33 protein-coding genes and 1 pseudogene are annotated in these 22,892 nt (G+C 63.3%); 13 read left to right on the plus strand and 21 right to left on the minus strand.

All coding sequences use genetic code 11. The annotated features are described in order from the left end of the window. Positions 1 to 433: 433 nt before the first annotated feature. The 7 genes from grxD to leuC all read right to left on the minus strand — a co-directional run bounded on the left by grxD (position 434) and on the right by leuC (position 4,679). Positions 434 to 763: a Grx4 family monothiol glutaredoxin gene (gene grxD / locus K3148_RS08875; protein WP_221424471.1), complete on the minus strand. Its 330-nt coding sequence runs from the start codon at positions 761 to 763 to the stop codon at positions 434 to 436. A 38-nt stretch (positions 764 to 801) separates the two neighbouring features. Continuing rightward, positions 802 to 1,035, minus strand: a complete 234-nt coding sequence (locus K3148_RS08880) for a BolA/IbaG family iron-sulfur metabolism protein (RefSeq protein WP_221424472.1) — start codon at positions 1,033 to 1,035, stop codon at positions 802 to 804. A gap of 4 nt (positions 1,036 to 1,039) precedes the next feature. Continuing rightward, entirely contained in the window at positions 1,040 to 1,366 is a 327-nt protein-coding gene (locus K3148_RS08885; protein WP_221424473.1) for a DUF1476 domain-containing protein, read from the minus strand. A gap of 72 nt (positions 1,367 to 1,438) precedes the next feature. Next, positions 1,439 to 2,437, minus strand: coding sequence for an NADPH:quinone oxidoreductase family protein (locus tag K3148_RS08890; RefSeq protein ID WP_221424474.1), 999 nt, complete (start codon positions 2,435 to 2,437; stop codon positions 1,439 to 1,441). Then, positions 2,434 to 3,045, minus strand: coding sequence for a 3-isopropylmalate dehydratase small subunit (gene leuD, locus K3148_RS08895; protein ID WP_221424475.1), 612 nt, complete (start codon positions 3,043 to 3,045; stop codon positions 2,434 to 2,436). The genes K3148_RS08890 and leuD overlap by 4 nt, the downstream gene beginning before the upstream one ends. After that, complete coding sequence (locus tag K3148_RS08900; RefSeq protein ID WP_221424476.1) at positions 3,045 to 3,203, minus strand: isopropylmalate isomerase; 159 nt, start codon at positions 3,201 to 3,203, stop codon at positions 3,045 to 3,047. Before K3148_RS08900 ends, leuD begins: the two co-directional genes overlap by 1 nt. A gap of 39 nt (positions 3,204 to 3,242) precedes the next feature. Then, positions 3,243 to 4,679, minus strand: a complete 1,437-nt coding sequence (gene leuC, locus K3148_RS08905) for a 3-isopropylmalate dehydratase large subunit (RefSeq protein ID WP_221424477.1) — start codon at positions 4,677 to 4,679, stop codon at positions 3,243 to 3,245. 90 nt (positions 4,680 to 4,769) lie between these two features. Here leuC and K3148_RS08910 point away from each other — a divergent pair, with 90 nt between their 5' ends. Genes K3148_RS08910 through K3148_RS08920 form a run of 3 tightly spaced genes read left to right on the plus strand, consistent with a single transcriptional unit; the run spans position 4,770 to position 6,493 of the window. Further along, positions 4,770 to 5,192: an acyl-CoA thioesterase gene (locus tag K3148_RS08910; protein WP_221424478.1), complete on the plus strand. Its 423-nt coding sequence runs from the start codon at positions 4,770 to 4,772 to the stop codon at positions 5,190 to 5,192. A 42-nt stretch (positions 5,193 to 5,234) separates the two neighbouring features. Next, positions 5,235 to 5,996, plus strand: a complete 762-nt coding sequence (locus K3148_RS08915; RefSeq protein WP_221424479.1) for a fatty acid desaturase — start codon at positions 5,235 to 5,237, stop codon at positions 5,994 to 5,996. Beyond that, positions 5,993 to 6,493, plus strand: coding sequence for a sterol desaturase family protein (locus tag K3148_RS08920; RefSeq protein WP_221424480.1), 501 nt, complete (start codon positions 5,993 to 5,995; stop codon positions 6,491 to 6,493). The genes K3148_RS08915 and K3148_RS08920 overlap by 4 nt, the downstream gene beginning before the upstream one ends. A 37-nt stretch (positions 6,494 to 6,530) precedes the next feature. On the opposite strand, the gene K3148_RS08925 is transcribed toward K3148_RS08920, so the two are convergent. The 13 genes from K3148_RS08925 to K3148_RS08985 all read right to left on the minus strand — a co-directional run bounded on the left by K3148_RS08925 (position 6,531) and on the right by K3148_RS08985 (position 10,965). Continuing rightward, complete coding sequence (locus K3148_RS08925) at positions 6,531 to 6,689, minus strand: YqaE/Pmp3 family membrane protein (protein ID WP_006833396.1); 159 nt, start codon at positions 6,687 to 6,689, stop codon at positions 6,531 to 6,533. Between the two features lie 74 nt (positions 6,690 to 6,763). Continuing rightward, positions 6,764 to 7,126, minus strand: coding sequence for a YbaN family protein (locus K3148_RS08930; RefSeq protein WP_247711531.1), 363 nt, complete (start codon positions 7,124 to 7,126; stop codon positions 6,764 to 6,766). Then, positions 7,113 to 7,520, minus strand: a complete 408-nt coding sequence (locus K3148_RS08935; protein WP_221424481.1) for a SufE family protein — start codon at positions 7,518 to 7,520, stop codon at positions 7,113 to 7,115. Before K3148_RS08935 ends, K3148_RS08930 begins: the two co-directional genes overlap by 14 nt. 43 nt (positions 7,521 to 7,563) lie before the next feature. Further along, a complete protein-coding gene (locus K3148_RS08940) occupies positions 7,564 to 7,737 on the minus strand; it encodes a hypothetical protein (RefSeq protein ID WP_221424482.1) in 174 nt (57 codons plus the stop codon). After that, entirely contained in the window at positions 7,734 to 7,970 is a 237-nt protein-coding gene (locus K3148_RS08945) for a hypothetical protein (protein WP_221424483.1), read from the minus strand. Before K3148_RS08945 ends, K3148_RS08940 begins: the two co-directional genes overlap by 4 nt. 40 nt (positions 7,971 to 8,010) lie before the next feature. After that, positions 8,011 to 8,298, minus strand: coding sequence for a hypothetical protein (locus K3148_RS08950; protein WP_221424484.1), 288 nt, complete (start codon positions 8,296 to 8,298; stop codon positions 8,011 to 8,013). Further along, positions 8,295 to 8,591, minus strand: a complete 297-nt coding sequence (locus K3148_RS08955; protein WP_247711532.1) for a hypothetical protein — start codon at positions 8,589 to 8,591, stop codon at positions 8,295 to 8,297. The genes K3148_RS08950 and K3148_RS08955 overlap by 4 nt, the downstream gene beginning before the upstream one ends. Further along, a complete protein-coding gene (locus K3148_RS08960) occupies positions 8,591 to 8,899 on the minus strand; it encodes a hypothetical protein (protein ID WP_221424485.1) in 309 nt (102 codons plus the stop codon). Before K3148_RS08960 ends, K3148_RS08955 begins: the two co-directional genes overlap by 1 nt. Beyond that, the gene (locus K3148_RS08965) at positions 8,899 to 9,207 is read right to left on the minus strand and encodes a hypothetical protein (RefSeq protein WP_221424486.1); all 309 of its coding nucleotides are present in this window, start codon (positions 9,205 to 9,207) and stop codon (positions 8,899 to 8,901) included. The genes K3148_RS08960 and K3148_RS08965 overlap by 1 nt, the downstream gene beginning before the upstream one ends. A gap of 32 nt (positions 9,208 to 9,239) precedes the next feature. Further along, positions 9,240 to 9,617, minus strand: coding sequence for an envelope stress response membrane protein PspC (gene pspC / locus K3148_RS08970; RefSeq protein ID WP_221424487.1), 378 nt, complete (start codon positions 9,615 to 9,617; stop codon positions 9,240 to 9,242). After that, positions 9,614 to 9,910, minus strand: a complete 297-nt coding sequence (gene pspB, locus K3148_RS08975; RefSeq protein WP_221424488.1) for an envelope stress response membrane protein PspB — start codon at positions 9,908 to 9,910, stop codon at positions 9,614 to 9,616. Before pspB ends, pspC begins: the two co-directional genes overlap by 4 nt. A gap of 3 nt (positions 9,911 to 9,913) precedes the next feature. Then, positions 9,914 to 10,711, minus strand: a complete 798-nt coding sequence (gene pspA / locus K3148_RS08980; protein WP_221426670.1) for a phage shock protein PspA — start codon at positions 10,709 to 10,711, stop codon at positions 9,914 to 9,916. 101 nt (positions 10,712 to 10,812) lie between these two features. Further along, the gene (locus K3148_RS08985; protein ID WP_221424489.1) at positions 10,813 to 10,965 is read right to left on the minus strand and encodes a hypothetical protein; all 153 of its coding nucleotides are present in this window, start codon (positions 10,963 to 10,965) and stop codon (positions 10,813 to 10,815) included. A gap of 157 nt (positions 10,966 to 11,122) precedes the next feature. On the opposite strand from K3148_RS08985, the gene pspF reads away from it, so the two are divergent. From pspF to rbfA, 10 genes and pseudogenes are all read left to right on the plus strand, one after another. Continuing rightward, the gene (gene pspF / locus K3148_RS08990; RefSeq protein ID WP_221424490.1) at positions 11,123 to 12,154 is read left to right on the plus strand and encodes a phage shock protein operon transcriptional activator; all 1,032 of its coding nucleotides are present in this window, start codon (positions 11,123 to 11,125) and stop codon (positions 12,152 to 12,154) included. A 200-nt stretch (positions 12,155 to 12,354) separates the two neighbouring features. Next, positions 12,355 to 13,893: a type II secretion system protein GspD gene (locus K3148_RS08995; protein WP_221424491.1), complete on the plus strand. Its 1,539-nt coding sequence runs from the start codon at positions 12,355 to 12,357 to the stop codon at positions 13,891 to 13,893. 294 nt (positions 13,894 to 14,187) lie between these two features. Then, positions 14,188 to 15,318, plus strand: a complete 1,131-nt coding sequence (locus tag K3148_RS09000; protein ID WP_247711534.1) for a S8 family serine peptidase — start codon at positions 14,188 to 14,190, stop codon at positions 15,316 to 15,318. Positions 15,319 to 15,508: 190 nt separating this feature from the next. Next, the gene (gene rimP, locus K3148_RS09005) at positions 15,509 to 16,066 is read left to right on the plus strand and encodes a ribosome maturation protein RimP (protein ID WP_221424492.1); all 558 of its coding nucleotides are present in this window, start codon (positions 15,509 to 15,511) and stop codon (positions 16,064 to 16,066) included. Further along, a complete protein-coding gene (gene nusA, locus K3148_RS09010; protein WP_221424493.1) occupies positions 16,066 to 17,706 on the plus strand; it encodes a transcription termination factor NusA in 1,641 nt (546 codons plus the stop codon). Before rimP ends, nusA begins: the two co-directional genes overlap by 1 nt. Further along, entirely contained in the window at positions 17,687 to 18,415 is a 729-nt protein-coding gene (locus tag K3148_RS09015; RefSeq protein ID WP_221424494.1) for a DUF448 domain-containing protein, read from the plus strand. The genes nusA and K3148_RS09015 overlap by 20 nt, the downstream gene beginning before the upstream one ends. A 20-nt stretch (positions 18,416 to 18,435) precedes the next feature. Continuing rightward, positions 18,436 to 20,952: a translation initiation factor IF-2 gene (gene infB / locus K3148_RS09020; RefSeq protein WP_221424495.1), complete on the plus strand. Its 2,517-nt coding sequence runs from the start codon at positions 18,436 to 18,438 to the stop codon at positions 20,950 to 20,952. Continuing rightward, complete coding sequence (locus K3148_RS09025) at positions 20,949 to 21,368, plus strand: PaaI family thioesterase (protein ID WP_345719528.1); 420 nt, start codon at positions 20,949 to 20,951, stop codon at positions 21,366 to 21,368. Before infB ends, K3148_RS09025 begins: the two co-directional genes overlap by 4 nt. Before the next feature lie 53 nt (positions 21,369 to 21,421). Next, positions 21,422 to 21,712: pseudogene (locus K3148_RS13910) on the plus strand (DUF1697 domain-containing protein); the annotation flags it as partial. A gap of 195 nt (positions 21,713 to 21,907) precedes the next feature. Beyond that, complete coding sequence (gene rbfA, locus K3148_RS09035) at positions 21,908 to 22,309, plus strand: 30S ribosome-binding factor RbfA (RefSeq protein WP_221424496.1); 402 nt, start codon at positions 21,908 to 21,910, stop codon at positions 22,307 to 22,309. Here the strand turns inward: rbfA and K3148_RS09040 are convergent, their stop codons facing one another. Beyond that, complete coding sequence (locus K3148_RS09040) at positions 22,310 to 22,873, minus strand: YceI family protein (RefSeq protein WP_221424497.1); 564 nt, start codon at positions 22,871 to 22,873, stop codon at positions 22,310 to 22,312. Between the last annotated feature and the right edge of the window lie 19 nt (positions 22,874 to 22,892).

The following is a 22,892-nucleotide window of genomic DNA, read 5'->3' on the forward strand; positions in this document are numbered from 1 at the left end:
TTAACCACTGCCTTGCGCGAGTTTGCGATGCTTTTCGAGTTTGGCACGGGCCATGCATAGTATCCCGTGTCCCAAAAGTCTTCGAGAGGCGGACCGTCCCGGTCTCCTAGGTCCGCCTCCCCGATACAAAGAAACCCGCCCGGTCGTCCCACCGGGCGGGTTTTTGGTTTTGTGTTGGCCTCAGGCGCCGGCGGCTGCGTCCGCAGCCTTGGCTATCCTCGCTCATGCGACCTAAAGGTCGGGTGGCCATAGGCCAGCTGCGCTTCCGCTGCGGGCGGCCGGTCGGCCTTGCACTCGCCTGCGGCTCGCGTTGGGGCGCTATTTCTTAGGGTCGAACTTGGTCACGGCAGTCAAAGGGCGACCGCCCGCCCGCAGCGGGTGCAGCTTGCTGCACGTCTAGCGAGGACGCTCGCACGCAGGTGCGAGCGAAAAACTAGGACGCCTTGGCCACCTTCTTCTCGTCCATGAGCGTCTGCAACTCTCCCGCCTCGAACATTTCCATCATGATGTCGCTGCCGCCGAGGAATTCGCCTTTTACGTAAAGCTGGGGGATGGTCGGCCAGTCGGAGTAGGCTTTGATGCCCTGGCGGATTTCCATGTCCTGCAGCACGTCGACGCTGTCATAGGCGACACCGCAATGGTCGAGGATGGCCACCGCGCGGCTGGAAAAGCCGCACTGCGGGAAGAGCGGCGTGCCCTTCATGAAGAGGACGACGTCGTTTGCCTTGACGATGTCGGAGATGCGCGAATTTACGTCGGACATGATTGCCCTGCCTTTGAATTGCTAAATCTGGTGAGAGATCAGTTGGGGGCTTGGGTGGTCAGTTGCAAGGCGTGGAGCTCGCCGCCCATACGCTCACCCAGCGCCTCGTAGACCAGTTTGTGCTGGGCGACGCGGGTCTTGCCGGCGAATTGCGGCGCGGTGACCTTGGCCGCCCAGTGATCGTTGTCGCCCGCAAGATCGCGCATCTCGACGACCGCGCCCGGAAGCGCGGCCTCAATCAGCGCGACGATGTCTTCGGCTGGCATCGGCATGGGATCAGTTCTCGTCGCTCATGTACTGGCGGCGCGCCTCGATCTGGCATTCGTCGAGCTTGGCGCGGATGTCGGCCTCGCTGACGTCGCACTCGGAAGCGGTCAGGTCGCCGAGGAGCTTGCGAATGACGTCCTCATCGCCCGCTTCCTCGAAATCGGCCTGCACGACCGCCTTCTTGTAGGCGTCGGTTTCTTCCTCGGTCAGGCCCATCAGGCCCGCGGCCCATTCGCCCAGCAGGCGGTTGCGGCGCGCGGCGATCTTGAATTCGGTTTCCTGATCGAAAGCGTATTTGGTTTCTTCGCCGCGTTCGCGATCCTTGAAGTCGGTCATGTCTATCCCCTTGGAAGCTGTTTCCTCTCGAATAGGGACGCCCAAGGGGCGCGGCAAGGGCGCAGGCGCGGTTTAATCCATCGTCACCACGAGCTTGCCGATCGCGCCGCGGTTTTCGAGCTTCGCGATGGCTTCGTGCGCGCGCTCGATGGGATAGGTTTCGGAGACCAGCGGATTGATCTTGCCCGCCTTCCACAGGTCGAACAGCTCGGCGATATTGGCGTTGTTCTTTTCCGGCTCGCGCGCGGTGAAAGCGCCCCAGAACGCGCCGCGAATATCGCAGCTTTTCAGGAGGGTCAGGTTGAGCGGCATCTTGGCGATCCCGGCGGGGAAACCGATTACGAGGAAGCGACCCTCCCACGCGATCGAGCGCAGCGCGGGTTCGGAATAGTCGCCGCCCACGATGTCGTAGACGATGTCGGCACCGTTCGGTCCGACGGCATCCTTGAAAGCCTGCGCCAGTGCTTTGGACTGGTCCTTGTCGAAGGGCGCGCGGGGGTAGATCACCACCTCGTCCGCACCGGCCTGCTTCGCGACCTCGCCCTTTTCTTCGGTGGAGACGGCTGCCACCACGCGGCAGCCATAGGCCTTGGCGAGTTCGACCGCCGAGAGGCCCACACCGCCCGCCGCACCGAGCACGAGGACGGTTTCGCCCTCCTTGATGTCGCCGCGATCCTTGAGGCCGTGAATGGTCGTGCCATAGGTCATCAGCAGCGCGGAGGCCTGCACCAGGTCGATGCCTTCGGGCACCTTGAACAGGCGCGCCGCGGCCACTGCGACCTTCTCCTGCAGGCCGCCATTGCCGACGCCGCAGATCACCCGGTCGCCGACGGCAAAACCTTCCACGCCTTCGCCCAGCGCCTCGATAGTGCCGGAAATTTCGCCACCCGGTGCGAAGGGGCGGGGCGGCTTGAACTGGTACATGTCACGGATGATCAGCGTGTCGGGAAAGTTGATGGCGCAGGCCGCGACATCGATCAGCACCTCGCCCTTGCCGGGGGTGGGCGCCTCGATATCCTCGACGACGAGGGTTTCGGGGCCGCCGGTCTCTTTCGACAGGACTGCTTTCATGCGTGCTCTCTCCGTGTTCGTGTCGGCGCGTCCAGCCAGGGAAGGCTGTCGGCGCGCTTTTTCTCATGCGTTTCGATTGCCGCGTCGCGCTCCAGTGTCAGGCCGATCTCGTCGAGGCCATTCAGGAGGCAATGCTTGCGAAAAGGATCGACTTCGAAGGCGAAGCGATCCTGGAAGGGGGTGGTGACGACCTGGTTTTCGAGGTCGATGGTGATGGGGTGGTCTTTCGCGACTTCGAGCAGCCGGTCGACCTGCTCCTGCGGCAGTTCGACCGCAAGGATGCCGTTCTTGAAGGCGTTGCCCGAGAAGATGTCCGAAAAGCTCGGCGCGATTACGGCGGTTAGCCCCATGTCGAGCATCGCCCAAGCGGCGTGCTCACGGCTGGAGCCGCAGCCGAAATTGTCGCCCGCGATCAGGATCGGCGCGCCGGCGAAATCCTCCACATCGAAGGGATTGCCGGGGGCCGCGCGTATCGTCTCGAACGCGCCCTTGCCGAGCCCCTCGCGGCTGACCGTCTTCAGCCAGTGCGCGGGGATGATGACATCGGTGTCGACATTCTTGAGGCCCAGCGGGATGGCGCGGCCCGAAATGGTCGACACCTGTTTCATCAATCGGTCTCCGGTTTCTCGCCCGACGGGATCGGCCCGGGCTGGGCGGGTTTGATCTTCTTGTCACGGCGCTTGTTCGCATAGAGAAGCGCGGCGGCGATGGCGGCGGAACCGATCGCACCTGCGATGGCGGCCTTGCCCTTGGGGAGTTTTGTCATGACCCCCTCATGGTGTTTGCGCGAGGCGAGGGCAAGGGGTCACACGTCCAACAGCTTGCGCACATCGGTCAGCCGTCCGGTCACGGCGGCGGCGGCCGCCATGGCGGGGCTGACAAGGTGCGTGCGGGAGCCCGGACCCTGCCGGCCGACGAAATTGCGGTTGGAGGTCGAGGCGCAGCGTTCGCCCGGCGGGACCTTGTCGGGGTTCATCGCGAGGCAGGCCGAACAACCCGGCTCGCGCCATTCGAAACCGGCGTCTGTAAAGATGCGGTCGAGCCCCTCTTCCTCGGCCTGCCGCTTGACGAGGCCCGAGCCCGGCACGGCGATGGCCCAGCGCACATTGGGTGCCTTTGTGCGCCCCTTGAGTATCGCCGCAGCCGCGCGAAGATCCTCGATCCGGCTGTTGGTGCACGAGCCGATGAAGATGTTCTCGATCTCGACTTTTTCGAGCGGTGTTCCGGGAGCGAGACCCATGTAGTCGAGGCTCTTGCGCGCCGCTTCCTGCTTGGACGGGTCGGTAAAGCTTTCGGGCGAAGGTACCTCGCCGCCAATGGGCATGACGTCCTCGGGACTGGTGCCCCAGCTGACCGTCGGCTCCACATCCGCCGCATCGATCACGACGGACTTGTCGAAGGTGGCTCCTTCATCGGTGGCGAGCGAGCGCCACCAGTCGACCGCCTTGTCCCATGCCTCGCCTTTCGGGGTGTAGGGGCGGCCTTCGAGATAATCGTATACCGTCTGGTCGGGCGCGATCAGCCCGGCGCGCGCACCGCCCTCGATGCTCATGTTGCAAACAGTCAGGCGGCCTTCGACGCTCATGCGCTCGAACACCGGCCCACGATATTCGATCACGTGACCCGTGCCGCCGGCCGTGCCGATCACGCCGATGATATGGAGGATCAGATCCTTTGGCGTCACGCCGGGGCCAAGCTCGCCTTCGACCCGTACTTCCATGGTCTTGCTCGGTCGCAACAGCAGCGTCTGCGTGGCGAGCACGTGCTCGACCTCGCTGGTGCCGATCCCGAAGGCGAGCGCACCGATACCGCCATGCGCAGCGGTGTGGCTGTCGCCGCAGACGATGGTCGTGCCGGGAAGCGAGAAGCCCTGTTCGGGGCCGACGACATGGACGATCCCCTGCTCGGGCGCGACGGCGTCGATATAGTCGATGCCGAAAGAAGGCGCGTTGGCCTCGAGCGCGGCGAGCTGCGCAGCGCTCTGCGCGTCGGCGATCGGCAGGCGGGAGCCGTCGGGCGCGAGGCGCGCGGTGGTGGGCAAATTGTGATCGGGAACCGCGAGGGTCAGGTCGGGACGGCGGACCTCTCGCCCGGAAAGCCGCAGCGCCTCGAAGGCCTGCGGGCTTGTAACCTCATGGACAAGGTGCCGGTCGATATAGATCAGGCAGGTGCCATCGTCCTGCCGCTCCACGACATGGGCGTCCCAGATTTTCTCGTACAGTGTGCGCGGTTTGCTCGCCATGACCGGCCTTGTGCTCCCGGATCGGGACGGGCGCAAAAAGGCAAATCCAGAGTCTTCCAAACTTCATCTTTCTGTGCTTTACTTACACTCATGTCAGCAAAGCCATTCTCCTTTCCGATCAAGGTCCTGCCCGCCGATATCGATTTCATGGGGCACGTGAACAACGCGCGCTACCTGAACTGGGTGCAGGATACGGTGCTGGCGCATTGGCAGAAACTCGCGCCTGCCGAGGAAGTGGCGAGCAAGGCGTGGGTCGCGCTGAAGCACGAGATCACCTATCGCAAACCGGCTTTTCTCGACGACGAGGTCATCGCCGAAACCGTGCTCGAAAAGATCAAGGGCGCGCGCAGCTTCTACAACACGGTGATTCGCCGCGGCGAGGATGTGCTGGCCGAGGTGAAGAGCATGTGGTGCTGCCTCGACAGCGACACGCACCGGCCTGCGCGCATCAGCGCCGAAGTGGCCGAGCGGTATTTCGGCATCACCCGCAAGGGCGAAGCGCCCACTGGCTAAGCCGCCTTTGCAAGGCTGACCGCAATCCTTATATTGCACGGAATGGCCGAAAATTCGCCAACAGCAGCACCTGCGCGCAGGCAGGCGGCCATCGGGCTGACGCTGGCCCTGTGCATTTTCGCAAGCTGGCTGGCGCTGCACATATTCTCGATGTTCGTGTTCGACCTGACGTGGGCAACGCTCCCATTGGCGCTCGTCATCGCCGCCCTGCAATGTTGGCTGTCGGTAGGCCTTTTCATCGTCAGCCACGACGCGATGCACGGTTCGCTCATACCGCGCGGGGGCAAGGCGAACGATGTCGTCGGCGGCTTCCTGCTTTTCATCTATGCGGGTTTTTCCTGGAACCGGATGCGCAGTGCGCATTTCGCCCATCACCGCGAGCCGGGTAGCGCGAGCGATCCCGATTTCAGTGTCGACCACCCGGCCGATTTCTGGCGCTGGTACAGCGAATTCCTGCGCCGCTACTTCGGCTGGCAGTCGATCGTTTTCGTATTCACCGTCGTGCTGACCTACTGGCTCATCCTCGGCGTGCCGGTCGAGAAGATCGTCTTGCTTTACGGTTTGCCCGCCATCGCCTCCTCGATGCAGCTTTTCTATTTCGGCACGTTTCGCCCCCACCGCCATGCCACCGATGGCTTTGCCGACCGGCACAACGCCCGGACCGACGATTTCGGCTGGCTCAAGTCGCTCGCAACCTGCTTTCATTTCGGCTATCATCACGAACATCACCTCGCGCCGCATGTCCCTTGGTGGAAGCTGCCCGAGGCCCGTCGCACCACCCGCCCGTCACAGGTTTCCGCATGAGCGTACCCGCCATCCTCCTGACCGTTTTCCTCTCGATTGCCGGGATGGAACTGTTTGCCTGGTGGGCGCACAAATACATCATGCACGGCTGGGGCTGGGGATGGCACCGCGACCATCACGAACCGCATGACAAGAAGCTGGAAAAGAACGACCTTTACGCGGTGACTTTCGGGACGATCGTCTTCGGCATGTTTGCCGCGGGGTATGTGTGGTCGGACCTGCTGTGGTGGGTTGCTTTCGGCATCACCTGCTACGGCCTGATCTACACCCTTGTTCACGACGGGCTGGTCCACCAGCGCTATTGGAAATGGGTGCCGAAGAAAGGCTATGCCAAGCGGCTGGTCCAGGCGCACAAGCTCCACCACGCTACCATCGGCAAGGAAGGCGGGGTCAGCTTCGGTTTCGTTTTCGCGCAGGACCCGGCCAAGCTGAAGGCAGAGCTGAAACGCCAGCGTGAAGCCGGTGAAGCCGTGGTACGCGAAAGCGCCGGAGCGTAGAGACGCCCCGGCGCTTCCTTTGATCGCTGGTGCGATCCTATCGCGCGTAATTCACATACAGTCCGTGGATCAGGCCCGGGATGAAGCCGAGCAGGGTCAGCACGAGATTGATCAGCGTCGTCTTGCCAAGCCCGTGCTTGGCAGCAACGCCGAGCGGGGGCAGCAGGATCGTCGCGATCAGGATGAGAATAGCCATAGTAGAGTGTCCTTGTGTTCGCCCTCCCGTCGTGTGGCGTATCAATGATCCGAGCTAGTCGGCGTTCCTCACACCTATTCGTTGCGGGTGGCAATCCACGCGCCGGCGATCAACAGTATCGCGATGGAGATGTAGTAATAGGGCGCGCCGAGCGTGTACCAGGTTACCACCGCGCCCACGGCCATTGCGCCGATCGCCATGGTCTTGGCCGGACGGCTGATGGCGCGGCGGTCGCGCCAGTCCTTTACCTGCGGCCCCCAATGGGGATGGTCGAGGATCTTCTTTTCGAGTTCGGGGCTGGAGCGGGCGAAGAAATAGACCGCCACCAGCAGGAAGGGGACGGTCGGCATGATCGGGAGGACCGCCCCGATGATGGCCAGCGCCAGGGCGATATAGCCCAGGACACGATAGGCCAGCCGCATCTCAGGCGTCCGCAATCCGGGCGGCGTGTTCCTTCACCAGCGCGATCATGTTGGGCACGCCCTGCGTGCGATTGCTCGAAAGCTGGTTCTTCAGGTCGAAGGGCTGGAGCGCCTCGTGGATGTCCATTGTGGCAACCTCGCTCGCGGGCCTGTCCTGGACGGCAGCGATGACCAGCGCGACGATGCCCTTGGTAATCGCGGCGTTGCTGTCGGCAAGGAAGTGGAGGCGCGCGGCATCGCCGGTGGGGTAGACCCAGACGCTGGCCGAGCAGCCGCGGACCAGCGTGGCGTTGGTCTTGAGCGCATCGGGCATCTCGTCGAGCTCGCGACCCAGCTCGATCAGCAGGCGATAACGTTCGTCGCCTTCGAGGAAGTCGTATTCTTCGGCAATGTCGGAAAGGGTTCGCATGGCGGCGCGCTCTAGCGAGCCGCAGGCCGTGCGTCCATCATGCTCAGCCGGCGAGGCCGCCGGGGCGGGTGAAAGCGTGGTAGATGACATAGATCCAGCTGATGAAGCCGTGGAAGATCGCCCAGAGGATCGACTGGTTCTGCGACCAGGAGATCGCCACAGCGATCGCGCTGCCGAGACCGATGCCGGCCTTGGCGGCGTCGCTCCCGCCGCTCACAGGTCGACCCCGCTGGCGATGTTTTCGAGCTTCTTGATGCGTTCTTTCAGGTCCGCCAGCTCGATGCGGGCGGCGCCCATTGAGGAGCCTTCCTCTGCCCGCGGGCCGCTGTGGCCTTCAAGTTCGCTGCGTTTGAGTTCCAGCCAGCCCTGCCAGCCGCGCAGCATGGCCGCTGCCACGATGAGCAGGCCGGTGAGGGCCGCTGCTGCAATGATGATTGTCGGGTCGAACATTTTCCCTATGTCCTCCTTGAACCTGTGTTTTCCTGCCGCCTCAGTCGGCCTGCTTGTCCCGCAGGGCTTCGATCTCGGCGGAAATCCTCTTGGTTTCCTGCGCATCGAGCGAATTGCCGTCGGTGGCGATCCGCTCCAGCACCTTGATGCGTTCGCGCAGGGCCTCGATTTCCTTCTTGGTTTCCGCATCGCGAGCCTGCGGCGCGTAATGCTCGTTGCCTTCCTTGTCGGTCAGCACGCCGCGCTCGGCCCGGTTGCGGGCCTTGGCCATCTGGACCACGCCCCACACCACGATGGCGATAATGGCTACGACGGCCCAGCTGCTCACGAGGCTTTCTCCTCGACCGCGTCCAGCATGCGCAGTTCCTCGATCTGCGAGGCGAGCGCGTGGTTGCTGTCGGTGGCGATGCGTTCCAGCACGCGGACGCGCTCTTCCATCTTGGAGTAGTCGCCGTTCGAAAAACGCGCCTGCTCGGCCTTGGCTTCTTCGGCGCGCGCCTGCAGTTCCAGTTTGCGTTCCTTGTGCTCGTGTTCCCGCTTGTTGATCGCATAGGCGAAGGGGAAAACGATGCTCAGCACGATCAGGATGAAGCCGAAGATCAGGGCCAGGTCGGCGTCCATCAGTTGGCCTCCGACTTGCCGCGCAGCTGTTCGATCTCGCTGGTGAGATGATAACCGCTATCGGTAACGATGCGCTCGACATTGCCGAGCCGGTCCTTCAGCGAGCCGAGTTCGGCGCGCAGTTCGGCGTTTTCCTGGGTGAGCAGCTTGACCCGCTCCACCGCCTGGTCGTTCTTCGGATAGACCGGCTTGCCCCAGCTGTTTTCCAGCGGATAGCCGTTCTTCATCTTCATCCAGTTGCCGAAGAGGTAGCCGACGGTCATGATCGCGACACCCGCGATGATCGCTGTTTCGGACAGAAATTCCATTACACGCGCTCCTTGTTGAGGGCATCAAGCGGTACACCGCTCCCGGCTTCGTCTACCCGGCGCTCGTCGCGAAGGGCTTCGATCTGGGTGGCAACGTCATAGCCCTTGTCGGTGACGATGCGCTCGAGCACGCGAACGCGGTCCTCCAACTGCGTGACGCGGCTGGCGTATTGTGCGGCCTGTTCGGCCGTCTGGCTTGCCGTCGCTTCGATCCGCTTTTCTTCCAGAGACTTCTGGTGCTTGGACCACACGATGAAGGCAACCATGATGAACGGCGCCAGCGGTATCAGTAGAGCCATATCGAACATTGTCTTCGTATCCCCTCAAATGGCTGGCGCGCTCAGCGCAGGCGTTCGATTTCGGCCGTGAGGCGCGGGTTGCTGCTGACGTAATAGGCTTCGACATCGGCCAGGCGGCGATCCACGTCCTTCATCTTGGCGCGAATTTCGCGCGCGGTGCGCTTCGGGTTCTGACGGACGCGCTGCCAGTACCGCTGCTCGTCCGGTTCCGAATAAAGATGCGCCGGCTTCTTGTTCAGCAGGATACCGGCAAGGAAGTAGAACGGGATCGTCGAACCGCCGCTGATGAAAGTAAGTGCGAGGAAGCCGAGGCGGACCCAGAAGGCATCGACGCCGGTATAGTCCGCGATGCCCGAGCACACGCCCATCAGCTTCGCATTCTGCTTGTCGCGATAGAGGGTGGTCCGGGGGCTGTTCACTTTGCTGCTCCTTTTTTCTCGGCGATCAGCTGTTCGAGTTCGCGCAGCTGCTGATTGTCCTGCTCGCTGTCGTAGGCGAGGCGGGCGGGACGGAAGTCGGGGTTGTCGGATGAGACCAGGCGCTCGACCGTGTCCATCCGCTCGTCGAGGCGCTTGGCAAGGTTGTAGAGTTCCTCGAGCAGGGCCTCGTCATCGGTGGTGATGGTCGCCGAGGTCTTCCACTTCGTGATGTAGTGGAGCACGATCCAAGGCAAGGCGATGAAGATGGCGACAATGGCTAGTACTTCTTCCACGGATCAGTCCTCTTTCTGGGCGTCGTCGTTCATGCCGAGCGCCTTTTTCATTTCTGCCAGTTCGTCGTCGATCGCATCGGCGCCTTCCAGCGCGGCAATCTCGTCGGCGAGGCTCGGCTTGCTGTTGCCTTCGATGGCCAGCGCATCGGCGCGGCCTTCGGCGTAGTCGACCCGGCGTTCGAGCTGGTCGAAGCGGCTGAGCGCATCGTCCACCCGGTCTTCGGTCATCAGGCTGCGCAGCTTGACGCGGTTCTCGGCGCTTTCGAGACGCGCCGCGATGGCGGTCTGCCGGCTGCGCGCTTCGCGCAGGCGGTTCTGCAGCTTGTGAATGTCCTTCTCATACGCCCGCAGCGCGTCGTCGAGCACGGCGATTTCCTGCTTGAGCTGGTCGGCCATGTCGGCGGCCTTCTTCTTTTCCACCAGGGCTGCGCGGGCAAGGTCCTCGCGGTCCTTCGACAGCGCGAGCTGCGCCTTCTCGCCCCAGTCGGCCTGGAGCTTGTCCAGCTTGACCGTGTGGCGATGCATTTCCTTCTGGTCGGCAATGGTGCGCGCCGCGCTGGCGCGGACTTCGACGAGGGTTTCCTCCATTTCGAGGATGATCATCCGGATCATCTTCTGCGGGTCGTCCGCCTTGTCGAGCATATCGTTGAAATTGGCCGCGATGATGTCGCGGGTACGGCTGAAGATTCCCATCAAAGGTGCTCCGCTGGAGAAAAAGTCTTGGGCCCGGCCCTGTCCCTGGCGCTGGGTCGGGGTGGGCGAACGACGAAGCCGTTCTACCTCACCATCGAGCCGCGACAAGGTTACGCGGGTAGGGCGGGCCGAAGCGCCTGCAGCGCGAGGGGTGCGCTGGGGACTGTCGGGAGACAGGCGCTCCGGCCCAAGGGGGTGCTTGTTATCGGTCACGCGATTTCCACTTGCTGGATCGCGGCGATCGCCGGCATCGGCGTGGTCACCGCAATCTGCGAACTCAGAGCCACGAAGGCGGTCATCATCGCGATGCTTGCGAGGGCGGCCTTGCCGAGCGTGGAGCTGAAGAACTGGCGGTTGTACATGGTGTCCTCCCTTGGACGTGTGTGCTTGTTGTCCCCTGTTCAGCAAGCAGCGTGCCAAACTCGAATTCTCGCGGAAATGTACCGATTTGACATTTATCGACCAACGACATGATGGCGGCTATTGCCAACCCTTGGCGTAAAATCCTATATCTTGGGTATGGAGCGGGAAAATCAGTTCATTGGCCAGTCCGGCGCCTTCCTCGATGCGGTCGAGCGGACCAGCCGTGCAGCCCCCATGCGGCGCCCAGTTCTCGTCATCGGCGAGCGCGGTACGGGCAAGGAACTGATCGCCGAGCGCCTCCATCGCCTCTCCACCCGCTGGGACGAGCCGCTCGTCACCATGAACTGCGCCGCGCTGCCCGAAACCCTGATCGAGGCCGAATTGTTCGGCCACGAGGCCGGGGCTTTCACAGGGGCTACCAAACAACGTGTCGGACGCTTCGAGGAAGCCGACAAGGGCACGCTATTTCTCGACGAACTGGGCACTTTGTCGATGGGCGCACAAGAACGCCTGCTGCGCGCTGTGGAATATGGCGAGGTTACCCGCATCGGTTCCTCACGCCCGATCCGCGTCGACGTGCGCATCGTTGCGGCGACCAACGAGGACCTTCCGGCGAAAGCAGCGTGCGGCGAGTTTCGCGCCGACTTGCTCGACCGGCTGAGTTTCGAAGTCATCACCCTGCCGCCCCTGCGCGTGCGCGAAGGCGATATTCGCGTGCTCGCCGATTACTTCGGCCGCCGAATGGGCGCGGAGCTGGGCTGGGAGGCCTGGCCGGGTTTCGCCGAGCATGTCGCCGACGAACTGGAGAACCACCAGTGGCCGGGCAATGTGCGCGAGCTGCGCAATGTGGTGGAGCGCGCGGTCTATCGCTGGGACAATTGGGGCACGCCCATCGGCCACGTCCAATTCGACCCGTTCGACAGCCCCTGGAAGCCCGCATCGCCGCCCACGCCCAATGCGCAGGTATCCGCCGCCCAAACGGTGGTTGCTGCGACGCCCGCTGGACCGGATCTCGACGCCATCGACGACCTGCGCACCGCAGTGGACGAGCACGAGAAGGCGATCATCGAGCATGCGCTCGGCAAGCACCGCTGGAACCAGCGCCAGACCGCCAAGGCGCTGGGGCTGAGTTACGACCAGCTGCGCCATGCGATCAAGAAGCACGGCCTGATGGAAGAGGCGGAATAGCTGATCGGTCGCGTTGGCGCCCACATAGGGCGCGCAGGTGCCTCGCTGCGATCATGTGCGGCAAACTTGTCACGCCGTCGAATATTGCCGGGAAAGCCTATTGCGGGAGCAGGAAACTGCGGTAAGGTCCGGGTTTGGGATTGGGAAATTTCTGATTGATGTTGAGGGTGAGCGCCCGGGTCGCAGGGCATCGCATTTTCTTGATCGTTTTGATGGTGCTCGCCGTTTGCGCGGCGGCCGTGCCTGGCGCCGGCCTGCGGGCGCAAGTCGTGCCCTCCGTTCTCGAAGACATCACGCTCGTAACGGACGATGAGGGCGCGGCCACTTTCATGCTCCGATTCTCGCCGACAGAGCCGCGGTTCGCTACGATCGACACCAACCCGACGCGCCCCGAACTCGTTCTTGCCACGACTCTGAAGGCGGGCCGTGTTCCCAACCGTCCAACGTACCGGGGGCTTGTCCGCTCGATCCAGTTCGTGACCGAAGGTTCGAGCCTGGTCATGCGGTTCGATGCGGCGCGGCCGTCGCGTATCGAGGCGCAGCGGATGGGAAATAACGCAGTGCAGGTCCGCGTGGAACTGGTCAGCGACGAGGAGACGATTGGCAGTCGTCCGATCGGATCGGCTGGCGAAGAGGTCCTGCCGCAGCAGGAATTGCAGCGGGGTCCGGTCGATAGCTACCAGCCGGGTGACGCCTACGAGCTCGTCTTCCTGAAGTATGCCGATGTCTCGGAGATCGTGGGTCTCCTGGCCGAGGGCGCGGAGATTGCGCCCAACGATGTCTTCATCCGGCGCGAGCCGGGTTTCGGCTCGCCCGGTGCCAACCAGTCGACTTCCTATATAGGCGCGCCTCAGCAGGCCGAGCGTGAAGACCAGCCCTTGGGCCAGAACGTGGGTAACGGCCTTGCGGTCGATCGCCGCCTTAATGCGATATGGATTACCGGAAGCCCTGAGCGGATCGAGCGGGTGAAGCGCCAGATCGAGTTGATCGACGTGCCGGTCGATAGCGTGATCCTCGAAACGCAGTTCGTCGAGCTGACGGAAACCGGCGCTCGCAACCTTGGGATCGACTTTACCAATTCGAACGGCCAGATCGCCGTTGGCAATCTGGCCACCGGCGGCTTCCTGCCCTTCGGCGTCGATCCGGAGGACGTCCTTCCCTCGGGCCAGCTGCAGGCCGCGATCTATGCCCAGATACAGAACGGGGAGGGGCGGATCGTATCGCGCCCTCGTATCGCGGCGCAGAGCGGCTCGACGGCGAAGATCATCACCGGCGATGCCTTGCCCATCCTGACCTCGATCCAGCTGTCGGGCGTCAACGGCGTTTCGCAGCAGGTTCAGTACGTCAACGTCGGTGTCACGCTGCAGATCGCGCCCCGTGTCAGCACCGATGGCTACATCACCTCCAAGATTTACGGCGTGGTGAGCAGCGTGACCGGGTTCAGTCAGGGTTATCCGACGATTAGCCAGCGCGAGGCGGAAACGAGCGCCTCGGTCCGGGATGGCGAGACCTTCGTGATCGGCGGACTGACTCAGGAAAACGTCCTGGTTAACAAGTCCAAGATTCCGCTGCTCGGGGACATCCCCCTGCTCGGAAACCTGTTCTCGACCGAGCGGTCCACCAGCACGACAACCGAATTATACATCGTCATCACGCCGAGGATCGTGCGTCATCGGCGCTTCGAGAACCAGCCGCCAAGCATGGCGGAGTCAGCGAACGATATTTCAGGAGAACAATAAAAATCAAAGGGTCGCTCACGCGCAATCATAACATTTGTTGAGCGAAGCATGTAAAATTTGATATTTTGACGCCGTTTATAAACAAAACGGCGAACGGTATTATTCGTGCGAAAGTAAATAGAGTTCATATTGTCGCAAATATGCAACGATCTGTCGGGAAAGCTTGGGTTAACCTGAAATACCGTTAAAGCCCCTCTCGACAGTCTTCTTTCCTGAGTTAGTAATCTTGGCATCAGTTTGGTGCGGGTCGCGTGCCGCTGACACATCTAGGAAATCTCTGGAGGGACTGTACTCATGAAAGCCAAGACACTCGCCGCGCTCGCCGCTCTTCCGATGCTGGCGGTAGCCGCACCGGCTCAGGCTCAGCAGGCCGGCGAAAAGATCGCAAACAGCTACATTTGCGTTTTCAACAAGGGCGTTTCGCGCGGCAATGCGCAGGCCGAAGCCAACCGTTCGGTCCAGGCTGAACAGGCTCAGCTTAAGCACGTCTATTCGGTCGCTCTGCGTGGCTTCGCGGTGAACGCTGCGCCTCAGGCCATTGAGAACATGCAGCGCAAGAACGCCAACATCGCCTATTGCGAGCAGGATCAGGTCGTCACGGCTATTCAGGTTCGCGGCAACGGTCTCGCCGGTAAGGGCAAGCCCGGCGGCGGCGGCGGCGCACAGCCCCCGCAGGAAACCCCCTGGGGTATCGCACGCGTCAATGGCGGCGGCGCCGGCAACTTCGCTACGGCTTGGGTCATCGACAGCGGCATTCAGCTCGACCACCCCGATCTGAACGTCGACGTCGCGCGCTCGGCGAGCTTCGTACGCGGTGACGCGGGCGACCAGAACGGCCACGGCACCCATGTCGCAGGAACGATCGCTGCCATCGACAACAACATCGGCGTTATCGGCGTCGCGCCGGGCGCTCCGGTCGTGTCGGTTCGCGTTCTCGACCGTCGCGGCTCGGGTTCGAACTCGGGCGTGATCGCTGGCATCGACTATGTCGCACAGTACGGTCAGCCGGGTGACGTTGCCAACATGAGCCTCGGTGGCGGTGTCAGCACTGCGCTCGACCAGGCTGTGGTCAATGCTGCTTCGGGCGGCGTGCGTTTCGCTCTCGCAGCGGGCAACGAAAGCGACCATGCCAACAACCACTCGCCGGCTCGCGCAAACGGCCCCAACGTCTATACGATCTCGTCGTTCGCGATCGGAGACAACTGGTCGAGCTTCTCGAACTACGGCAACCCGCCGGTCGATTTCGCCGAGCCCGGCTCGTCGATCAAGTCGACCTGGATTGGCAGTGGTTACAACACCATTTCGGGCACCTCGATGGCAACGCCGCACTTCGCCGGCATCCTGCTGCAGGGCAATCCCGGTAACGGTGGCCGCGTGAACGGCGATCCGGACGGCAACCCCGATGTGATCGGCGTCGTCCAGTAAGCTTAAAGCGTCTCGAGTATTGAAGGGCCCGGCACTGCGCCGGGCCCTTTTTCTTTGTCCTTGCTTTTGCGCGGACTCGCGCCTATCTCGCCATCCATCCCGACATTGTCGCGACACTGGAGGGGCTGGCGCCGCAAGGGGCCGGCACGAAACCTCGTTGTCGCCGTATATGTCCGAAACTGGAGTGCGAATGGCCGATCTTGAACGTCTCACCGAAGTCATCGAACCCGAAGCGCAGGCGCTGGGTTTCGAGCTCGTGCGCGTCAAGATGATGCCGTCCGAAGCCGGTGACGGCGGGATGGCCCTCCAGATCATGGCGGAGGACCCGGCCACCGGCCAGCTTGTGATCGAGCAATGCGCCGCGCTGTCGCGCCGCGTGTCCGACACGCTCGACCAGCTGGAAGAGCAGGGCGAGGTGCTGGTGCCCGGCGCCTATCACCTCGAAGTGTCGAGCCCCGGCATCGACCGCCCGCTGACCCGCGCCAAGGATTTTGAGAACTGGACGGGCCACGAGGCGAAGGTCTCGCTGACCGAGAAGGTCCACGGGCATCGCAACCTCAAGGGGGTGCTCAAGGGGCTTGATGGCGACATGGTCACCATCGAGGACACCAAGACGGGCGAAGTTTCCTTCCCCCGCAATCTCATTCATTCAGCGAAGCTCGTCTTGACCGACGAACTGATTGCCGCCACCCAGCCGCTCGATACGAGCGGTGCCGACGACATCGAAGAAGAAAAGGCAGACGACTGATGGCCAGTGCCATTTCCGCCAACAAGGCTGAACTCCTTGCAATCGCGAACGCGGTCGCATCGGAAAAGATGATCGATAAATCCATCGTGATCGAAGCGATGGAAGAGGCGATCCAGAAGTCCGCTCGCAACCGTTACGGCGCGGAAAACGATATCCGCGCCAAGCTCGACCCGCAGACCGGCGACCTTCGCCTGTGGCGCGTCGTCGAGGTCGTCGAAGAGGTTGAGGACTATTTCAAGCAGGTCGATCTAAAGGCCGCTCAGAAGCTCGAAGCTGACGCGAAAATCGGTGACTTCATCGTCGACCCGCTGCCCCCGGTCGATCTCGGTCGCATCGACGCGCAGTCGGCCAAGCAGGTGATCTTCCAGAAGGTCCGCGACGCTGAGCGCGAGCGCCAGTTCAACGAATTCCAGGATCGCGCAGGCGAAGTCATCACCGGCGTTATCAAGTCGGTTGAATTCGGCCATGTGATCGTCAACCTCGGCCGCGCCGAGGGCGTCATCCGCCGCGACCAGCAGATCCCGCGCGAAGCCGCCCGTGTCGGCGAACGCGTCCGCGCGCTGATCACCAAGGTGGAACGCAACAACCGCGGCCCGCAGATCTTCCTCAGCCGCGCGCACCCCGACTTCATGAAGAAGCTGTTCGCGCAGGAAGTGCCCGAAATCTACGACGGCATCATCGAGATCAAGGCCGCCGCCCGCGACCCGGGCAGCCGCGCCAAGATCGGCGTGATCAGCCACGACAGCAGCATCGACCCCGTCGGCGCCTGCGTCGGCATGAAGGGCAGCCGCGTCCAGGCCGTCGTGCAGGAACTGCAGGGCGAGAAGATCGACATCATTCCCTGGTCGGAAGATGGCGCGACCTTCATCGTGAACGCGCTCCAGCCGGCCACCGTCAGCCGCGTCGTCCTCGACGAGGAAGATGGCCGCATCGAAGTGGTCGTCCCCGACGATCAGCTCAGCCTCGCCATCGGTCGCCGCGGCCAGAACGTGCGTCTCGCCAGTCAGCTGACCGGCAACCAGATCGACATCATGACCGAGGAAGAAGCCTCGGAGAAGCGCCAGAAGGAATTCGCCGAGCGCTCGAAGATGTTCGAAGAGGAACTGGACGTCGACGAAACGCTCTCGCAGCTGCTCGTCGCCGAAGGCTTCGCCGAACTCGAAGAAGTCGCCTACGTCGAGCTGGAAGAGCTTGCCAGCATCGAAGGCTTCGACGAGGAACTGGCCGAAGAACTCCAGAGCCGCGCTCAGGAAGCGCTCGACCGCCAAGAAGCCGCGCACCGCGAAGTGCGTAAGGAACTCGGCGTCGAGGATGCGCTGGCCGAACTGCCGCACATGACCGAAGCGATGCTCGTCACGCTCGGCAAGGCCGGCCTCAAGACGCTCGACGACGTGGCCGACCTCGCCACCGACGAACTCATCGCCAAGAAGCGCGAAGCTCCGCGCCGCCGGAACAATGCCGACGGTCCGCCGATGCGGCGCGACCGTCCGATGCGCGAGGCTGACAAGGGCGGTGTGCTGGGCGAATACGGCCTCACCGAAGAGCAGGGCAACGAGATCATCATGGCTGCCCGCGCGCACTGGTTCGAAGACGAAGAACCGGCAACTCAGGAGGCCGCCGATGCGGACTCCACCCAATGAGCGCCTGAGCCCCGACATCGCTGAAGCCCCCAAGGCACGGAAAGCCTCCGAGCCCGAACGACGCTGTATTCTGACCGGAGAGACGGACTCGCGCGATGCGCTGGTCCGCCTCGCCGCTTCGCCTTCCGGCCTCGTCCTGCCCGACGCGCAGGAAAAGGCTCCGGGACGCGGGGCGTGGGTGTGTTCCTCACGCGCCGCAATCGAGGAAGCGCAAGGCAACGGCAGGCTAAAGGCGGGTCTGTCGCGCGCCTTCAAGACCGGCGACCTCGAAATACCCGAAGAGCTCCCGCAGAAGATCGAGGATGCGCTCAAACGCGTATTTCTCGACCGGCTGGGTCTCGAAATGCGCGTCGGAGCCCTTATCTTGGGTACGCAGCGCATTGCCGAGACAGCCCGTTCGGGCGGCATCTCGGCCCTGTTCCATGCCAGCGACGCGAGTGAGGACGGGCGCAAGAAGCTCGACCAGGCCTGGCGCGTCGGGCGCGATGCGGAAGGCAGCGGGATGCGCGGCTGGACGCTGCCACTGGACCGCGACGCACTGTCTGTGGCATTGGGCCGCGACAATGTGGTCCATCTGGGCCTTGCGAACGATGCGGCAGCCGCTCGGGTGATGAAGCCCTTGAAGCGGCTGATGCATTATCTGGGGCACGACATCCCCGAAGAATTCGGGCGCGCGTCTTCGCGCCGCCCTGACGATACGAACGATTGAACGAAGAGAAACGAGCTAGAATGAGCGACGACGACAAGAAACCGGCCCGTAAACCGCTGACCCTGAAGGGCGCGCAACCGGGCGAGGTCAAGCAGACCTTCAGCCACGGCCGCACCAACAAGGTGGCGGTCGAGGTCAAGCGCCGCCGCAAGCTCCTGAAGCCCGGCGAGACCCCGCCGCCGCCTCCGCCGCCCGCGGCCGAAGAGGCTCCGGCCCCTGCACCCGCACCTGCACCGGCGGCCAAGGCGCCTGCGCCAAAGAAGCCTGCTGCGCCGGCTGAAACCCCGCAGGAACGCGTCGCGCGTCTCCAGCGCGAGGCCGAGGAAGAGCGCCTGCGTCTCGCAGAGGAAGCGCGCAAGCGTGACGAGGAAAACGCCAAGAAGGCGGCCGAGGACGAGAAAAAGCGCGTCGCGGAAAACAAAAAGGCCGAAGCCGAAGCCGCGAAGAAGGCCAAGGAAGAGGCCGCCAAGCCCAAGGAAGAGACGGCGCCTGCCAAGGACGAGGCTCCCGAAGAGACCTCCGGTGGTACGAGCGCGACTCCTGCAGCGCGCAAGTTTACGCCCGTCAAGCGCCCGGAAATCAAGAAGCCGGAACGCAAGAAGAAGGAAGATAAGCCCACGCGCACGGACGAAAAGCCCGACAAGCGGCGTTCGGGCAAGCTTTCGGTCAAGAAGGCCCTCAACGAGGACGAAGGCCGCCGCGCCCGCAGCCTCGCCGCGCTCAAGCGCGCCCGCGAAAAGGAACGTCGCCTGCAGGGTGGCGGTTCGAACAAGCCGCGCGAAAAGCAGGTCCGCGACGTGATCGTGCCCGAAGCCATCACGGTTGGCGAACTCGCCAAGCGTATGGGCGAGAAGGGGGCCGACCTCGTGAAGGAACTCTTCAATCTCGACATGATGGTCACCGTCAACCAGACCATCGACCAGGATACCGCTGAACTGCTCGTCGAACAGTTCGGCCACAATATCCAGAAGGTCTCCGAGGCCGACGTCGACATCGCGGTCGAAGAAGATGTCGATCCGGAAGAGACGCTCAAGCCGCGTCCGCCGGTCGTCACCATCATGGGCCATGTCGATCACGGCAAGACCTCGCTGCTCGACGCGCTTCGCGGCGCGAATGTGGTGAAGGGCGAAGCCGGCGGCATCACGCAGCACATCGGCAGCTACCAGGTGAAGACGAAGGGCGGCGACAAGATCACCTTCCTCGACACGCCGGGTCACGCCGCCTTCACGCAGATGCGCCAGCGCGGTGCCAACATCACCGATATCGTGGTGCTGGTCGTCGCGGCGGATGACGGCATCATGCCGCAGACGATCGAGGCCATCAATCACACCAAGGCCGCCGGTGTCCCGATGATTGTGGCGATCAACAAGATGGACAAGCCCGAAGCCAACCCGGATAATGTCCGCACCCGCCTTCTCGAACACGAAGTGATCGTAGAATCGATGTCGGGCGATGTGCAGGACGTCGAAATCTCGGCCAAGGCCAAGACCGGTCTCGACGAACTGCTCGAGAAGATCGCGCTGCAGGCCGAACTGCTCGAGTTGAAAGCGAACCCCGACCGCATGGCCGAGGCGACCGTCATCGAGGCGCAGCTCGACAAGGGCCGCGGCCCGGTGGCCACCGTGCTCGTCACGCGCGGTACGCTGGAGCGTGGCAACACCTTCGTGGTCGGCACCGAGAGCGGCCGTGTCCGCGCCATCGTCGACGACCAGGGCAAGCAGATCAAGAAGGCCGGACCTTCCATGCCGGTCGAGGTCCTCGGCCTTGGCGGTGTGCCGAGCGCAGGCGACGTCCTGACCGTGGTCGAAAACGAACAGCGCGCCCGTGAAGTCGCGTCCTATCGCCAGGAAAAGGCGACCGAGAAGCGCACCGCGCTCGCCCCGACCAGCTTCGATACGATGTTCAACAACCTCGCATCGAATGTGATCGAATTCCCTGTGCTGGTGAAGGCCGACGTGCAGGGTTCGGTCGAGGCGATCACCTCGGCGCTGCACAACCTTTCGAACGACGAGATCAAGGTCCGCGTCCTGCACGCAGGCGTGGGTGCAATCACCGAAAGCGACGTGACGCTGGCTTCGGCCTCGAACGCGCCGATCATCGGCTTCAACGTCCGCCCGAACGCCAAGGCCCGCGAACTGGTCAAGCGCGACGGTGTGGAGATGAAATATTACGACGTCATCTACCACCTGACCGAGGAAATCGCGAAGGAGATGGCGGGCGAGCTGGGTCCGGAGCGGATCGAGAACGTCGTTGGCCGCGCTGCCGTCAAGGAAGTGTTCCGTTCAGGCAAGAAGGACAAGGCGGCTGGCCTGCTGGTCGAGGAAGGCGTCATCCGCAAGGGGCTGCACGCACGCCTCACGCGCGAAGACGTTATCGTCTCGGCCACGACCATCGCCTCGCTGCGCCGCTTCAAGGACGATGTGGACGAAGTCCGCGCCGGTCTCGAATGCGGTGTGGTCCTCGCCGACACGAACGACATTAAGCCGGGCGACCAGCTTGAAGTCTTCGAGGTCGAGGAGCGCGAACGCACGCTGTGAGCGACGATCCCACGAGGCACGCCCTCGGCGCCGCGCATGCGGATCTGATGGGTGTCGCTTTCGAAAGTTTCGATGCGGAGCGTGAGGAAATCACGCTCCGTTTTCGTGCCCCCGACAGCTTCATCACCCCGCGCGGTAGCGTGCAGGGCGGGCTGGTGGCGGGCTTCCTCGACGAGGTCATGGGTTGGGCGCATGTCTGGGCCACCGACCATGTTGAAGCGCCGCTCAACCTCGAAATCTCGATGACACTGCTGCGCCCCGTCATGGCCGGGCCGCTGTTAGGCAAGGGCCGCGTCATCCGCCGCGGCCGCCGCGTCATTTTCCTCGAAGGCGAATTGTTCGACAGCGAGGGTAACCTCCTTGCCCGTTCGACCAGCACGGCCATCCCGACACCGCGTCCGGGCGGCGAGGGATGACGACGCGTCTGGCTCTCTTGGGGAGCATCAACGTCGGCGGCAATCGCATCAAGATGGCGGATTTGCGCGCGCGGATGGAGGAGCGTGGCTTTGGCCGCGTAGAAACGGTGGCGGCAAGCGGGAATGTCATCCTCGCCAGCGAAGATGCCGAGGACGCTCTTTGCAAACGGATCGCGGCGCTGATCGAGGAGGACTTCGGCATCGCCGGTTTCGTTGTCGTGCGAACGCTCGACGAGGTCCGCTCGGCCATCGAGGACAATCCCTTCCATGGCGAGGGATCGGACAAGATGGTGCACACGATCTTCCTCCCGCACGCGCCGGTCGAGGGCGGATTCGATGCCCTGCTTGAAGCGCATCGGGGCCGCGGCGGCGAAAGGCTCGCGCTGGGTGACCGCGCGCTCTATCTCGACTATGTGCACGGCGTCGGCGTCTCCGACCTCACCGGGCGCTTCATCGAAAAGCGTCTCGGCTGCCGGGGGCACGGCGCGGAACATGACCTCGCTCAAACGCATTCTTGGAAAGATGGAAACATTCGCCTGATGGCAAAGCACCAGCATTCGACCCCCGAACAGCAATCGGTCCGGGTCCTCAAGGTAGGCGAGCGGGTTCGCCATATCCTGTCCGAACTTCTCGCGCGCGGCGAGGCGCATGACGACGTGCTGCGCGCGCACAACATCGCGGTTACCGAGGTGCGCATGACGCCCGACCTGCGCAACGCCAAGGCCTATGTGAAGCCGCTGCTGGGCAAGGACGAGGCCGAAGTGTTGAAAGCGCTGCGGACCAATACCGCCTTTTTCCAGAAGGAAGTCGCCCAGCGGCTCGGCCTCAAATTCGCGCCCAAGCTCTCCTTCAAGCCCGACGAGAGCTTCGACGAGGCCGATCGGATCGAGCGCCTGCTCGACGATCCGCGCGTGGCCCGCGATCTCGACGAGGAAGAGTGATCAGCCCGGCGTCATCCGCGCCCTGATCTCGATATCGACCTTTTTCCCGACGATCAGCGAATAGGCCGTCATCCCGAACTCGCGCCGGTCGATTGTCGTCGTGCCGGTCAGCCGCAACGGCCCGCCGGCTTCCGCGTCGCGCGGCGGCGTGTCGAAGGTGATGTTGAGACGGACCGGCCGCGTGACCCCGCGCGCCGTCAGCTGGCCGTCGACATGACCGCGCCGCGCGTCGGTGAGCTCGAGGCCGGTTCCCCGGAAACGCACCGTTGGGTATTTCTCGACCCAGAAGAACTTCTCGCCTCTGAGCCGGCGCAGCGTCACCCTGTCGGGCGCCTGCAGGGCGCGTGCGTCGAGCGTCACGTTGAGGCGCATGGATTGCGGATCGGCTGGCGAAAGCGTCGCGCCGCCCGTGACCTTGGGAAACTGAGCCGTCTTGCTGGCGAGGCCGAGGAAGGCGACCTTGGCCGAGACCGACGTTGCCTCCGTATCGACCACATAGCGAATCGGTCCCGGTGCTGCGGCCAGCAGCAAAAGGGTGATAGGGAGCAGGGCAATCCGGGGCATCGTAAGTCTCTCCTCTGCC

Source organism: Qipengyuania aurantiaca (genome assembly GCF_019711375.1).
GTDB lineage: Bacteria > Pseudomonadota > Alphaproteobacteria > Sphingomonadales > Sphingomonadaceae > Qipengyuania > Qipengyuania aurantiaca.